The sequence below is a fragment of the Ideonella sp. genome (assembly GCF_041287625.1).
Lineage (GTDB): Bacteria > Pseudomonadota > Gammaproteobacteria > Burkholderiales > Burkholderiaceae_C > Ideonella.
This window is the reverse complement of record NZ_JBGGNH010000027.1, coordinates 193977-206915: the sequence shown is the minus strand read 5'-3', so window position 1 is coordinate 206915 and position 12939 is coordinate 193977. Positions and strand designations below refer to the sequence as shown.

Genomic DNA, 12939 nt, shown 5'->3' with positions numbered 1-12939 from the left:
AGTGGAGGCTCATGGGCGTACTATTTCGGAATTACAGAAATAAATCCTGTAGCTCGCCTCTAAACGCAGAATTCTTGGAATTCCGAAATGTTGCGCATCCCTGCCACCAATGACATCCTGCGCATCAATTCCACTGCGGACCTCGGCCCCGCCATACGCGCTCGCCGCCGCGAGCAATCGCTCAGGATTGACGATGCTGCTTCGCTGAGCGGCGTCTCCGTGGATCTGCTGTCCCGTCTGGAGAATGGCAAAGGTTCCGTACGGGTGGACAAGCTGCTGACCGTGCTGGACAGCCTGGGCCTCGCGCTGATGCTGGGCCCCAAAGGCCATCCTGCAGTGGAGGTGGCACGGGAGCTTGGCAACGAGGGGTCCGAGCAGTGATGAGCGGATTCGGCATCCCAACGGTCATCGCGCACCACGCACTGAATCTTTGGGCCGAAGGCCAGAAGGCGGCGACGCTGAGGCACGTGCCCCTGCACGACCAATGGTCGCTGGACTACGACGCGGCATGGGTGGCCAAGCCAGGCGCGTTTCCGCTGTCGCCTGCGCTTGCCTTCCGCCCTCCCGCTGCCGGCTACGCCGCCGGAGCCGTGAAGCGCTTCGTGGAGAACCTGCTGCCCGAGGGACGTGCGCTCGACGTCACCGCCTCGACCTTCCACGTATCGAAGTCGAACATCTACGCGCTCATCAGCGCCCTCGGCGCGGAGACCACGGGCGCGTTCCGTTTTTGGCCAGCGGACCAAGCTCCCCCGGCCATCGCAACAACACCGCCGCGAGAGGTGGCACTCGATGAACTCGACAAGCGGCTCGCTGAGCGCGACCTGATGCCTCTGGCCGTATGGGACGGCAAGGTCCGCATGTCCATCGCGGGCGTGCAGGACAAGTTGATGGTCTACCTCGACCTGCCGCTGGATGAGGGCGGTCGCTTGTTCCTCGTCGAGCCGCCGCTGGCCTCCACACACATCCTCAAGCCCGAGCCCGAACGGGAGCTGACGCCACATCTCGTCGTCAACGAACACTATTGCATGACGCTTGCCCGGCGCATGAAGTTGCCAGTGGCCGATGTCACCCTCTGCAGGACACCGCGGCCGGTACTGCTCGTGCGACGCTTTGACCGCATCGCATCGCAAGTGAAAGCCAGCGCTGTCGTCCAGCGACTGCACATCATCGACGCCTGCCAGGCATCGGACCTGCCGTCGACCTACAAGTACGAGCGCAACCTCGGCAGCGGCGAGCATGTGCGCCACGTTCGCGACGGCGTGAGCTTCGAGGTCCTCTTCCACCGGGTCGAACAAACTGTGAACAAGGCTGCAGCGCGCATGACTTTGCTCAGGTGGTCCCTGTTCCAGTTCCTGATTGGCAACAGCGATGCTCACGGCAAGAACTTCTCGTTCTTCGTCCATCGCGAGGGCCTGGAGCCGGCTCCCTGGTATGACCTGGTCAGCGTTGTTCAGTACCCCGGCATCGACCATGAGCTGGCCATGGCCTGGGGCGATGCATTCAGGCTGGAAGACGTGACGGCGTTTGCGTTGGCGGACTTTGCGCAGCGTTGCGGGGTGGACCGGCAACTCCTCAAACGCGAGGCAAGGCGGTTCGCCAAACTCGCAACCGAGCATGCCCCGCTGCAGGCGCAGGCCCCCGAGTACATCGACGAGGCCGAGCGTGCCTTCGCAGCCCAGTTGCGAGATTTCATCGTGGGACAGGCCGCGCGGCTGACCCAGCTGGCCGATGACGCCGCGAAGATGAAGCGCGAGTTCCTGTGACTGGCAGCCGCGCTGCGTGATGCCAGCCAACCTCGCGCGGCTCTGGCCGTTGGGCAGGTCCCGAGGAAAACAGCCCACAAGCAGTAGATTGCAAATACAGCTTCTAGCGCGTAAGCTCGATTCACGTATCAAAGCCTGTATTGTCAATTTACAGCATTCAGCCTGTATGGCCCAATTCACCGTACGCACCGCCGAGCAACTGCCCTCACTGCTGCAGGCCTTCCGAAAGGAAGCCTGCCTCACCCAGGGCGAGGTTGCCCTGCGCCTGGGTATCTCCCAACAGACCTACTCGGCAATGGAGCGCAACGCCGACAAGGTGGGCGCCGCACGCTTGCTGAAGTTACTCAACATCCTGGGCGTCGAATTGGCGCTCGGGAAGCCCTCCCCCACGCCGGCACCCGTCCCACCTGGTCAGCGCGCCGCTACCGACAAGCCAGCCTGGTAAGCCATGGGGCGCCGCTCACACACCCGAACGCTGGGCCTCTGGATGAACGGGGCCTACGTCGGCAACTGGAGCCTGGCGCCGAACGCGCCAGACACCCTTCAGTACGACGCGGCCTGGACCCAGTCCGAGCAAGGGCGCCCGCTGTCCCTGTCATTGCCTTTCACGCCAGGCAATGCGCCGCACCGTGGCGACAAGGTCCGCGCCTATTTCGAGAACCTGCTGCCCGACAGCAAGGACATCCGGGAGCGGCTGGCGCGCCGCTTCAACACCGGATCAACCAGAGCGTTCGAGTTGCTGGCCGAGATCGGTCGGGACTGCGTCGGTGCGCTGGAGATCCTGCCCGAGGGCGCAAGCTCCACCGGCGCCTCGCCTCTGCAGGCCGAGTCCCTGAGCGAGGCACAAGTCGCCCAAGTCCTGCGCGGGACCACCACCATGAATGCCATGGGCTGGGGCGGCGATGACGACGACTTCCGCATCTCGATTGCCGGCGCCCAGGAGAAGACGGCCCTGCTGCTGCAAGACGGCCAGTGGTGCCTCCCACGCGGCAGCACACCTACGACGCACATCTTCAAGCTGCCGCTGGGCCTCATCGGCGGCATGAAGCTCGACATGCACGACTCGGTCGAGAACGAGTGGCTGTGCTCCTTGATCCTGCGAGAGTTCGGGCTGCCCGTTGCGACCTGCCACCCGCTGCAGTTCGAGGACGTGAAGGCCTTGGTCGTCGAGCGCTTCGACCGCGCCTGGTGGACGCATCCTTCCGGGGAGAACCGCCTCATCCGACTGCCGCAGGAAGACATGTGCCAGGCCACCGGCGCGCCGCCCGAAGCAAAGTACGAGGCAGACGGCGGACCGGGCATGGACCGCATCCTCGATGTGCTCGATGGCTCGATGACCCGCGAGCAGGACCGTCGCGCCTTCTTCAAGGCGCAACTGCTCTTCTGGATGCTGTGCGCCACCGACGGCCACGCCAAGAACTTCAGCCTGTTCCTGCGCCCCGGCGGCCGCTACCAGCTGACACCGCGGTACGACGTGCTGTCGGCGTACCCGGTGCTGGGCAAGGGGTCATCGCACCTCTCACCATTCAAGGCCAGGATGGCCATGGCCGTGCGGTCAACCAACGAGCACTGGAAGATGCGCGACATCCTGCGACGACATTGGCTGGCGCTCGGCAGGCGGCATGGCGTGCTGACGGAAGATGGGCGGGAAGTGGACCACCTGATCGAAGACATCGTCGCGCGAACACCGGCGGTCATCGCGGAGGTCGGAGCGGGTTTGCCGAAGGGATTTGCCGCCCGGGTGGCAGACGCGATTTTTGACGGGATGCAAGAGGCAGCGAAGCGCCTTGCTGGTTGATCCCGACATCTTCATGCGCGCCGGGGCAACGGCCCGTGCTCGCCTGTGCTCGGAAGGCACGCGCGGCACAGGCCTGCTTCGGAAAGCAAAAAGCCCCTGATCCTGTTAAGAATCAAGGGCTTGGCATTCCTGGTGGCCTGGGGCGGAATCGAACCACCGACACGACACCTCAGAAGCCTAACCCTATGAATCAGCAGAGTTTTGAAGTCTTGCGGATGTTCATGAGTGTACCAATTAAAGGTACCAGCCAAGCTACAACCGTGTTGCGCCGGCCGAGCGGTAGGCGCTCGCCGACTGCGGGATGCCTTATCCAAGTCACACAAGCCAGCCAGGATCCTCGTCATCGCCCTGAAGCGCATGGGCGTGAGGTCTAGACGAAGCGGCAAGGTTGCGTGCTTCTGCAAGAACTCTGACCGCGTGCCATCCCCTCATCGCGAGGTTCTTGCAAAAGTTCTTGCAGCGCGCGGGCGTAAGTCAACGCTCGGTCAAGGCTAGAAGTTGTTGCTGCACCATCGCAAGCAACTCTTCGACCTCGCCTTGATCGCCGGGATGCACACAGTAGGCAAGGGCCAACACGGTCAGGGGATGCAAGCCCATTCGCCCCGCAAGCGCATCAACCTTGGGGAGAGTTGGCTTCTTGATCTTTCGCTCTAGCGCGCTGACGTAGACCCGGCTGGACACCTCATCGAAGTCTTCCTGGGTCAGGCCTACCGCCTTGCGCGCGAAAAGGACTGCTGCCCCGAAGTCGGATGTGTTTGAGACGCCCACCGCGGCAGTGGACCAATCCGCAATCTTTAGGACTACAACCTTTAGATTTCATTGCTAGACTTGACGGTGTTCCGAAGGGACCAACAGACGCCCATCTCAGTGAGTGCCATGTTTGTGGACTCGGCCTTCATTGCCGCCGCCAATTCCAGCATTGCACGGCACAGCCAATGAGAAAACCTTAGTGACACAGCACATTAATATTTATACAAACCATACCCCACAGGGGAGCACAGCAGAAGTATGCATCTCCAACCAGGGCCGGCCTGAAAAGATCGCCTACGAATGCTCACCAGAGGTGGCAAATCACATCTACCTTGCATTGATCGAACTAAAGAAGGAAATGGTCAGCTTGGCACTTTGCGACATCAACTTAGTGGGGACGTACGCTGACTAGATGCTCAGAAAAATACCACCCAGCAAGCAAACAGATAGTTTTAAACGATTTACGCAGGAGAGCAAATCTTGAAGATTCTAGGCGCCTTGATTTTGGCACTTCTTGGGATTGGTGTCTTTCCATTCAATACACGGATTTTATTGACACTCCCCGGAGCGACACTGGCTCTGATGAGCCTAGCACTGATGTTCTTCGCGTACAGGCTGCTTACTCACAAGCGCAACGACGGTTAATCAGATGCTCAATGGCATAAAATTCATGGTGTTCTGCGGAGTCGCCTCTATTTTCTTTCTTCTGCTGTCCAAGGCAAGTAAAGCCTTCAACGCTTCTGAAAAAAAAGGGAATATTGCAACCTATATCCTGCTCGCGATTGTCGTTGTGATATTCGTGGTCATCTTCGACATCAAAGGGTTACCTGCCCCGGCAGATTTGTCGGAGCGCGCAAGGCGACCTTAATTAGGCTGCATTGACGCTTTCGGCCAAAGCAATGCACCGACTGGGACAACACCAAGCAATTGAAGCGGGTCCGCCATTCGGCCTTGCAAAGCGAAAAATTTTTCTTCCATCCGAGGCAGCGGGTGCGATGCCCCCACATCAAGCCCCCCCCCGACGCCCGCAAGCCATCACAGCGAACTTTCGGTACCCTACTAACAGAGGGACCGAGCCGCGTACTTGTTCGTGCATCTATGCCTGCCGAAGTCAGAAGCCCTCTATAGCCCCCCCCCAGAGAGCCCCCCCCCCCCCCGGAAAGAAGCTTGGAGGCCCTCCAGGCTCGGAAGCTCGGAAGCTCGGAAGCTCGGAAGAAGTGAGAGCCCGTGAGGCCCTAGGTTCCGGAAAGGCCCAAGCCCTCAGATGCCCTGGAGGTTGGTGCAGGGCGGGACGGCTTAGAAAACCTGGAAGCCAGCAGGCCAGTCGGACTGAATAGACCGAGAGGCAGAAGGGAGTTGGACCTCGAACAGTAGGATCCCAAGAAGGCCTACTAGAAGCTTGAAGACTAGCCGTCTGATCTGCTCCTCAGAGAGTGCTCTTCGCTCTCTCCGTACAGCAAATCTCGTGAGAGGCTTACCGCAGTCGGAGAGGCAAGGACGCTTCCAACCTATCGTGGTACCAGCGGGAACTTGGCTAGTTCTTCAGCCATCCGGGATAGCGGCATAGAGCCATAGTCCCGAGCAATGCCTCCGGTTCCCGCATGGCCTGTGATCGCGTCATGCACGTCTTCAGGGATGCCAACATCGCGGGATAGCGTCTTGAAGGTGTGGCGGAATCCGTGAATGGGACTGACTGAGCTATCCAGCTTCACAGTCTCTTTCAGGTATACCGCCCACCGTTTGCCGAAGTTCGCACCAAAGTAGCCACTGGGGCTTGGCTTCAAGTCCGGGAAGAGTTGCCCCTTTGTCGGCAACGACGATGCATAGTCCAGGAACCCTCGCTTGACCAAGTCCGGGTGTAGCGGAAGCAAACGCCGGCTGCCTTCAGTCTTGACCCCGCGGCCACCGTCCTCCTCGTCTTCTGCCGCAAGGATGTTCAGGTGCCAGATGCCATCAGGCGACTTCTTGACATCGGATGCCTTCAGCTGCGCAAGCTCTTCCCTGCGTGCTCCGGTGTAGTACAGCAACAGCGGCAGCCAGTACCAAGCCTTGCCGAACGCAGCACGCGGCGGTGCCCAATCTGTCTCCGTAAAGGCAGGGCTAGTGAAGATGGCCCGCAGTTCATCAGGCGAATAGTCCTTGCGCCGCCTGATTCCGGCCACTCGGCGTGTGGCAGCCTTGGCCGCACTACGACCGACGCCCCCAGCAATGATTGGGTTCTCGGTAAGCCGCTGCAGCCGCACACCATGACTCAGCACCGCCGACACCGCTCGAATGTGGTTGCGGATCGTCGGCTCAGACAGACGCGGCAGCCCCTCCTTCTCGGCCTTTGCTATCAGCTGAGAAGCATTGAGTCCCCGAGTCCCCTCCCCCTTGGCAGGCAGGCGAGCAAGCTCGGCACGATACCGGGCTACAACCTCGCGGTTGATAGCAGTGACGTCCAAGTCGCCCATCAACTCTGTGAAGCGCTGCACCGTCGCCTGAAAGCTCGCCAGGGTCTTGCGAGTCGCCCGCGTGTCGCCATCGTTGAGGGTCTTGTCCTCTGCATACAAGCCAAAGAGAGCCATGAGCTTGATTGCCCTTGGCCGTGTAGGCTTGCTCTGTTCAGAGCGCAGGGGAAGGACCGGAGCTACATTGACACCGAGGGCGGCATACACACCGTCGTATCGCTGCATTGCCCATTCGGAGAGCTTGTGTAGGTGCTCTAGGAATGCCGCGTTGAGAAGCTCAGCCGCCAGACCACCAGGGGCAGGCCGGGGCAGATTGTTTTGACGCAGTGACGTGGCGATGTGGGGCGCGACCAGCGCCGCCCAATCGTCGTCCGGCGGCCCGATGTCCTGCTCCGCAGCCTCCCGAAGAGTGAGGTAGCTGGTCACCCATTCACCCGCCTCATCGCCGCGCTCACAGAGCGTTCTAGAGCCCTCCACGAGCATTTCCGCGAACGCGCCTGCCCGCTCAATCCGCTCCTGCTCCTCCCTGAACCACCTCGCGGCCAGTTGGTACGCATCTGCCCTGTCGATCACTTCGATGCCGGCAAGCTGGGCTCGCGCAGATGCGAAGGCTGCTTCCGACTTGGCCCAAGCTTCTGCAAACAGCCCCTTGGCCTCCGCGGGCTCGCGGGTCTTCAGTGACTGCTTGAACTCACGCCCGAGAGACGCCCTCAATTCGGGAGGCACCTTGCGGCGCAGATAGTAGATGCCGGAGGCGGGATGCTTGAACGGCTGAGCCATGAACGAACGACGACGCGGGATGCGGGTGCCAGCGAGTCTAGACGCAGTGGGAATTGATGCCACGGTGTACCTGCCTGGTGTACCAATCCAAGCGGGTTAGGCATGCTCCGGAAAGCAAAAAGCCCCTGATCCTGTTAAGAATCAAGGGCTTAGCGTTCCTGGTGGCCTGGGGCGGAATCGAACCACCGACACGCGGATTTTCAATCCGCTGCTCTACCAACTGAGCTACCAGGCCAATCACTTTGCTGGGGCAATCAAGCGTGTTGATGTGCGATCAGCGAAGTCAGACACTATAGCATGGCTTCAGGCCATGCTGCCACGTTTGTTGCGGGTCAGGTCGACGCCGAGCTGCTTGAGCTTGCGGTAGAGGTGGGTGCGTTCGAGGCCGGTTTTTTCGGCGACGCGGGTCATTGAGCCGTTCTCGCGGGCGAGGTGGAACTCGAAGTAGCTTTTCTCGAAGGCGTCGCGGGCTTCACGCAGCGGGCGGTCGAGGTCGAAGCTTTGTTCGGGCTGCGGGCCAAGGTCCACCGGCAGCGTGGGCAGGCCGATGCCGCCGGTCATGGCGGACTCCACCGTCAACCCGATTTCGCCACGGTAGGCGGTGGGTGCGCCGACCGGGGCCGGCGGGCGTGCAGGCGTGCGGGCCAGCGACTGCTCGACGGCCCGCAGCAGCTTTTGCAGCGTGATGGGCTTTTCGAGGAAGGCGATGGCGCCGTATTTGGTGGCCTCGACCGCGGTGTCGATGGTGCCGTGGCCGCTCATCATGACCACCGGCATCGTCAACTGGCCGCTGGCGCCCCACTCCTTGAGCAGGGTGATGCCGTCGACATCGGGCATCCAGATGTCGAGCAGCACCAGGTCCGGCCGCAGGCGCTCGCGCACCGCACGGGCCTGGGCGGCGTTTTCGGCCAGCTCGATGGCGTGCCCTTCATCGGTGAGGATTTCCGACAGCAAGGCACGGATGCCCATCTCGTCGTCGACTACAAGTATCGTTGCCATGGATGTCCGGGACAGCGTTCAGGCGACGGGTGGGTGGGCCGGGCCATGCGCTGGAGGATCCTTCTGTTCAATGAAGCTGGAAAATGATAGCGAAACCTGCGCACCCGACGGCGCATCGCTGCCTGCATTTTGGGGGGGCAGGTTGACGATGCGAACGCGTGCGCCGTGTTCGTCGGCAATTTTCTTCACCACCGCAAGTCCCAGGCCAGTGCCTTTGCTCTTGGTGGTGACGTAGGGTTCGAATGCGCGCTTCAACACCTTGTCGCTGAACCCCGGGCCATTGTCTGCCACTTTCAGGCGCACGGCCCGCACGCGCCCGTCTTCATGGCGCGCGATCTCGGTCTCGACGCAGACCTTGCCGCCTTCGCGGCCGGCCAGCGCCTGCAAGGCGTTCTGAACCAGGTTGTGGATGACCTGGCGCAGCTGGGTCGGATCGCCCCGCACCTGGGGCAGCGCCGGCGCGCAGCGGGACTGCAGGCGGCCACGCTCCTGGTCGTCGCCATACAGGCCCAGCACTTCGGCGACGAGCGCGTTCAGGTCGGTGTCCTGCAGCCGCACCGCCGGCAGCCGCGCGTAGTCGCGGAATTCGTTGACCAGCTGCTTCATCGCCTGCACCTGGTTGACGATGGTGGCCACCGAGCGCACCAGCATGGCCTGGTCCGTTGGCGACTCAAGCTTGGATTCGAGCTTGTGCTGCAGGCGCTCGGCCGACAGCTGGATGGGCGTGAGCGGGTTCTTGATCTCGTGCGCCAGGCGCCGCGCAACCTCGGCCCAGGCCTCGCTGCGCTGCGCCGAGACGACCTCGGTGATGTCGTCGAACACCACCAGCCGCGCACCGCCAACCAGCAGCGCGCCACGCACCAGCAGCGTGATGCCGCCTTCGCGCTCGCTCTGGCGCAGCTCGAAGGACTCCTGCCAATGGTCGCGCTCGCCGTCTTCCGGACTGCTCTGGTGCTGCTCGAAGCGCTGGTGGATCGCGGCGGCAAAATCCGTCATGCCGGGCACATCGCCCAGGCTGCGGCCAACGAAGACGGACAGCGGCGCGCGCAGGATGCGGGTGGCGCCAGGGTTCACGGTGTCGATCAGGTGGTCGCGGTCGAACACGATGACGCCGGCGGTCAGGCTGTCGAGGATGGTCTGCAGCCGCAGGCGTGCGCCTTCGAGCTGGCGCAGGCTGGCATCGGCCTGCTGGCGGGCGCTGCCGAGCTGCTCGGTCATGTGGGCGAAGTTGCGCGTCAGCTCGCCAATCTCGTCGTTGGAGGTGAAGACCTGCTTGGCGGTCAGGTCGCCGCGCGCGACCTGGCGCATGCCGTCGGCCAGCAGCAGCAGCGGCCGCGCGAGCTGGTTGCCCAGCACCACCGCCAGCAGCACCGCACCAAAGACCGACAGCACCAGCGCCAGCGTCAGCGTGCCGATGTACATGCGGCGCAGGCCGTCGCGCGCGATGTGGCGCTGCTGGTATTCGCGGTAGGCGGCCTGCACGATCAGCGCATTGCTGGTCAGCGCGGTGGGCAGCGGCTGCAGCACCATCAGGTAACGATCGGCCTCGCCGGAGAGCCTGATGCGGGCATCTGGAATCAGCGCCAGCGCGCGCACCTGGGCCGGCTGCAGGCCGGCGGCCGCAGTGCCGTCGTCCTCCAGGCCTTCGACCTGGCTGACCGACTGCACCGCCTTGGCCTGGCGCAGCAGCGCCGGGGACGGCCGCTCGATGCCCAGGTCGGCCGTGGCGCTGGCGTTGCTCTGCACCTGGCCATTGCCGTTGACGACTGCCACCTGCGTGGCGCCCAGCTGCTCGCGCAGGCGTTCCAGTTGCAGCAGGGCCGGGTCGCTGCTGCGCACCTCGGCCAGCCGGTCGGCCGCAGCGCGGGTCTTGTTGACCAGGTCCGAGGCCAGCGCTTCCAGCGTGCCCTTGCCCAGCGCCAGGCCGGCGTCCAGCGCACTTTCGACGCTGGCGTCGAACCAGGCCTCGATGCTGCGCGAGACGAACTGGTAGCTGACGGTGTAGATGAGCGCGCCCGGCAGCACGCCGACCAGCGCGAAGATGCCGGCCAGCTTGATCAGCAGCCGGCTGCCGAACTTGCCGGCCTTGAGCCGGAACACCAGCCGTATGGCGGCCGCCAGCAGCACCAGCGCGAGCACGCCGGCCACGCCCACATTGACCCAGAACAGCCAGACGAAGTGGCCGCCATAGCCCAGCGGGCCCTGTACCACCAACGACAGCACGACCGCCAGCACCAGGCCCAGGCCCGCTGCCACCAGCGTGGCCAGGCCCCAGCCCAGGCGCACGGAGTTTTTCATCGCGGGTCGGGTGGCAAGGCGCGTGGCGGAGGGCTCGATCAAGGGCTCAGTCGAGCTTCAGCGTGCGCTCGACCGACAGCCGCCAGTCGGATTGCACCGCCAGGTCCAGCTGCAGCGGGCGCGGCAGCATGCTGCTGTCCAGCCGGTAGCTGAACTCGACGTAATAGCGCTCGCTGGGGTCGATCTGCTCGGGTTCGGCAATGCGCCAGCGGGTGGCACGCGAGATCATCGCCAGCGCGGCTTCGGCGCTGGGGTAGTTCTGGCTCAACGCACCGAAGCTGACGCGCCAGCTGGAGGTGAGCGGCTGGTAGGAGATGCGCCAGGTGCGGGTGGCGCGGGCCACACGCTCGTCGCGCCAATACCAGCGGGGGTGAAAGACCTGGGCTGACGCGGTGAAATAGAGCGGCACGCCGCGCTGGAGCGCGTCTTCAGTGGCGCGGCTCAGTGCCAGCTTGACTTCAAAGTCCAGCGTCAGCCCACCCTCTTGCCGGCTGAGCGAGAGCTGCGGCAGCTCGATGCCCTGGGCGCGCACCCCCGCCGCGCTGGCCAGCAAGCCCAGCCACATGGCCAGCAGCAGCCCGCGCACGCAGGCCGCAGCCGTGTGCATCAGGCCGCGGCCTGCCAGGCCGGACATCCATTCAAAACCCATCGGCATTCAGTCAGAGGCAGCAGCGGGCCGTTGCAGCAAGGCATAGTAAAAACCGTCAGCCAGCGAGGCCGACGGGGGATGCTTTGCATTGTCCGGCAGCGGCAGCAGGTGACCGGGCGACAGGGGCGCGATGACCCCGGGCGCCAGCGAATGGCGTTGCAAAAATGCGTCGATCTGCCGGATGCCTTCGTCCTTGAACAAGGAACAGGTTGCATAAACCAGCCGGCCACCAGGCTTGAGCAGCGGCCACAGCGCGTCCAGCAGTTCGGCCTGGATGCGGGCCAGCGCCTGGATGTCGTCGGCGCGGCGCAGCCAGCGAATGTCCGGGTGGCGCCGCACGATGCCCGAGGCGCTGCACGGCGCGTCCAGCAGGATCGCGTCGAACGGCCGGCCGTCCCACCACTGGCTGACCTGGCGCGCATCGGCCGCACGGGTGCGGGCCTGCAGGCCCAGGCGGCGCAGGCCATCGTCCACGCGGGCCAGGCGGCCGGCGTCGGTGTCCAGCGCCAGCAGGTCCAGCTCGGCCAGCTCCAGCAGGTGCGCCGTCTTGCCGCCGGGTGCGGCGCAGGCGTCCAGCACATGGGCCCCGGCGGGCAAACCGCCCGCCCAGTCCTGCAGCAGCAGCGGCGCCGCGCGCTGGGCTGACAGGTCCTGCACCGACACAAGGCCCTGTGCAAAACCCGGCAGGCGGTCCACAGGACAGGGCTGGCGCAGCACCAGCGCGTGTTCCAGGCCGGGCCCTTCGACCGGGTCGGCCGCGATGCCGGCGGCCTGCAGTTGCTGCAGGTAGGCCTCGCGGCTGCTGCGGCGGGCGTTGACCCGCAGCGTCATCGGTGGACGGCGCTGGGCTTCATCCAGCAGCGCCTGCCAATCGGCCGGCCAGTCGTGGCGCACTTTCTGAATCCACCACGCAGGGTGGTTCCACGCGCCTTCGGGCTGCTGCTCGGCCTGCGCCACCACCGCGGCACGCTCGCGCAGGAAGCGGCGCAGCACCGCGTTGATGAACCCGGCTGCCGCCGGCACCTTGTGGCGCGCCGCGGTCACGGCCTGGTCGACCAGCGTGTGGTCCGGGTAGGGCGGCGAGTCGTCCGGCCACAGCAGCGCCAGCGCACAGACCAGCAGTGCGTCCACCACGGGCGGGGGGTTGCGCGGGGCGAGCACGGCGCGGGCCGCGGTGGCCGCACCCAGCCGGCGCAGCACCGCAAAGGCCAGCGCCTGGGTGCCCGGCCGTGCAGCAGGCTGCACGCCGGCCAGCACGTCGGTCAGGGAGCGGCCGGCGCGCACGGCCTGCACCGCGTCGGCACACAGTTCGAGCAGGCGGGACAACGGAGGAGAGGGATGGACAGGGTTCACCCGCGGCAGTCTAACCACCCGACCCATCCAGAAGATTGCCGCGGGCTGACCCTGCACACGCCATGCGGCAGCCGCTGGCCGACAATGCGCAGGTCATAG

General features: G+C 64.2%; 11 protein-coding genes and 1 tRNA gene. 5 read left to right on the top strand and 7 right to left on the bottom strand.

Annotated features, from left to right (window positions below; all coding sequences use genetic code 11):
- The first annotated feature begins 87 nt into the window (after nucleotides 1–87).
- The 4 genes from ACAH41_RS10890 to ACAH41_RS10875 all read left to right on the top strand — a co-directional run bounded on the left by ACAH41_RS10890 (nucleotide 88) and on the right by ACAH41_RS10875 (nucleotide 3561).
- A complete protein-coding gene (locus ACAH41_RS10890; RefSeq protein WP_325654406.1) occupies nucleotides 88–381 on the top strand; it encodes a helix-turn-helix domain-containing protein in 294 nt (97 codons plus the stop codon).
- A complete protein-coding gene (locus ACAH41_RS10885) occupies nucleotides 381–1763 on the top strand; it encodes a HipA domain-containing protein (RefSeq protein ID WP_325654404.1) in 1383 nt (460 codons plus the stop codon). The genes ACAH41_RS10890 and ACAH41_RS10885 overlap by 1 nt, the downstream gene beginning before the upstream one ends.
- 166 nt (nucleotides 1764–1929) lie before the next feature.
- On the top strand, nucleotides 1930–2208 hold the full coding sequence (locus ACAH41_RS10880) for a helix-turn-helix transcriptional regulator (protein ID WP_325654403.1): 279 nt from the start codon (nucleotides 1930–1932) through the stop codon (nucleotides 2206–2208).
- A gap of 3 nt (nucleotides 2209–2211) precedes the next feature.
- Nucleotides 2212–3561 carry a type II toxin-antitoxin system HipA family toxin gene (locus ACAH41_RS10875; RefSeq protein WP_325654402.1) on the top strand — a complete coding sequence of 450 codons (1350 nt, stop codon included), beginning with the start codon at nucleotides 2212–2214 and terminating at the stop codon, nucleotides 3559–3561.
- Nucleotides 3562–4035: 474 nt separating this feature from the next.
- Here the strand turns inward: ACAH41_RS10875 and ACAH41_RS10870 are convergent, their stop codons facing one another.
- Nucleotides 4036–4329: a helix-turn-helix transcriptional regulator gene (locus ACAH41_RS10870; protein WP_325654401.1), complete on the bottom strand. Its 294-nt coding sequence runs from the start codon at nucleotides 4327–4329 to the stop codon at nucleotides 4036–4038.
- A 631-nt stretch (nucleotides 4330–4960) separates the two neighbouring features.
- Between ACAH41_RS10870 and ACAH41_RS10865 the strand changes: the two genes are divergently transcribed.
- A complete protein-coding gene (locus ACAH41_RS10865) occupies nucleotides 4961–5179 on the top strand; it encodes a hypothetical protein (protein ID WP_325654400.1) in 219 nt (72 codons plus the stop codon).
- 640 nt (nucleotides 5180–5819) lie between these two features.
- Here the strand turns inward: ACAH41_RS10865 and ACAH41_RS10860 are convergent.
- From ACAH41_RS10860 to rsmB, 6 genes are all read right to left on the bottom strand, one after another.
- Nucleotides 5820–7541 (bottom strand): site-specific integrase, encoded by a 1722-nt coding sequence (locus ACAH41_RS10860; RefSeq protein WP_325656328.1) that lies wholly within the window; start codon nucleotides 7539–7541, stop codon nucleotides 5820–5822.
- Nucleotides 7542–7700: 159 nt separating this feature from the next.
- Nucleotides 7701–7776: transfer RNA gene (locus ACAH41_RS10855), tRNA-Phe, on the bottom strand.
- A gap of 68 nt (nucleotides 7777–7844) precedes the next feature.
- Entirely contained in the window at nucleotides 7845–8540 is a 696-nt protein-coding gene (locus ACAH41_RS10850; RefSeq protein WP_325656325.1) for a response regulator, read from the bottom strand.
- A gap of 18 nt (nucleotides 8541–8558) precedes the next feature.
- The gene (locus ACAH41_RS10845) at nucleotides 8559–10838 is read right to left on the bottom strand and encodes an ATP-binding protein (RefSeq protein WP_325656323.1); all 2280 of its coding nucleotides are present in this window, start codon (nucleotides 10836–10838) and stop codon (nucleotides 8559–8561) included.
- Nucleotides 10839–10884: 46 nt separating this feature from the next.
- The gene (locus tag ACAH41_RS10840) at nucleotides 10885–11487 is read right to left on the bottom strand and encodes a DUF4390 domain-containing protein (protein WP_370538288.1); all 603 of its coding nucleotides are present in this window, start codon (nucleotides 11485–11487) and stop codon (nucleotides 10885–10887) included.
- A 6-nt stretch (nucleotides 11488–11493) separates the two neighbouring features.
- Complete coding sequence (gene rsmB, locus ACAH41_RS10835; protein WP_370538287.1) at nucleotides 11494–12867, bottom strand: 16S rRNA (cytosine(967)-C(5))-methyltransferase RsmB; 1374 nt, start codon at nucleotides 12865–12867, stop codon at nucleotides 11494–11496.
- Nucleotides 12868–12939: the final 72 nt, after the last annotated feature.

What these genes read in the sequence shown, in the direction of transcription:
- ACAH41_RS10890 (WP_325654406.1), top strand. Translation starts at nt 88, where the DNA reads ATGTTGCGCATCCCTGCCACCAATGACATCCTGCGCATCAATTCCACT.
- ACAH41_RS10885 (WP_325654404.1), top strand. Translation starts at nt 381, where the DNA reads ATGAGCGGATTCGGCATCCCAACGGTCATCGCGCACCACGCACTGAAT.
- ACAH41_RS10880 (WP_325654403.1), top strand. Translation starts at nt 1,930, where the DNA reads ATGGCCCAATTCACCGTACGCACCGCCGAGCAACTGCCCTCACTGCTG.
- ACAH41_RS10875 (WP_325654402.1), top strand. Translation starts at nt 2,212, where the DNA reads ATGGGGCGCCGCTCACACACCCGAACGCTGGGCCTCTGGATGAACGGG.
- ACAH41_RS10865 (WP_325654400.1), top strand. Translation starts at nt 4,961, where the DNA reads ATGCTCAATGGCATAAAATTCATGGTGTTCTGCGGAGTCGCCTCTATT.
- ACAH41_RS10860 (WP_325656328.1), bottom strand. Translation starts at nt 7,541, where the DNA reads ATGGCTCAGCCGTTCAAGCATCCCGCCTCCGGCATCTACTATCTGCGC.
- ACAH41_RS10850 (WP_325656325.1), bottom strand. Translation starts at nt 8,540, where the DNA reads ATGGCAACGATACTTGTAGTCGACGACGAGATGGGCATCCGTGCCTTG.
- ACAH41_RS10845 (WP_325656323.1), bottom strand. Translation starts at nt 10,838, where the DNA reads ATGAAAAACTCCGTGCGCCTGGGCTGGGGCCTGGCCACGCTGGTGGCA.
- ACAH41_RS10840 (WP_370538288.1), bottom strand. Translation starts at nt 11,487, where the DNA reads ATGGGTTTTGAATGGATGTCCGGCCTGGCAGGCCGCGGCCTGATGCAC.
- rsmB (WP_370538287.1), bottom strand. Translation starts at nt 12,867, where the DNA reads ATGGGTCGGGTGGTTAGACTGCCGCGGGTGAACCCTGTCCATCCCTCT.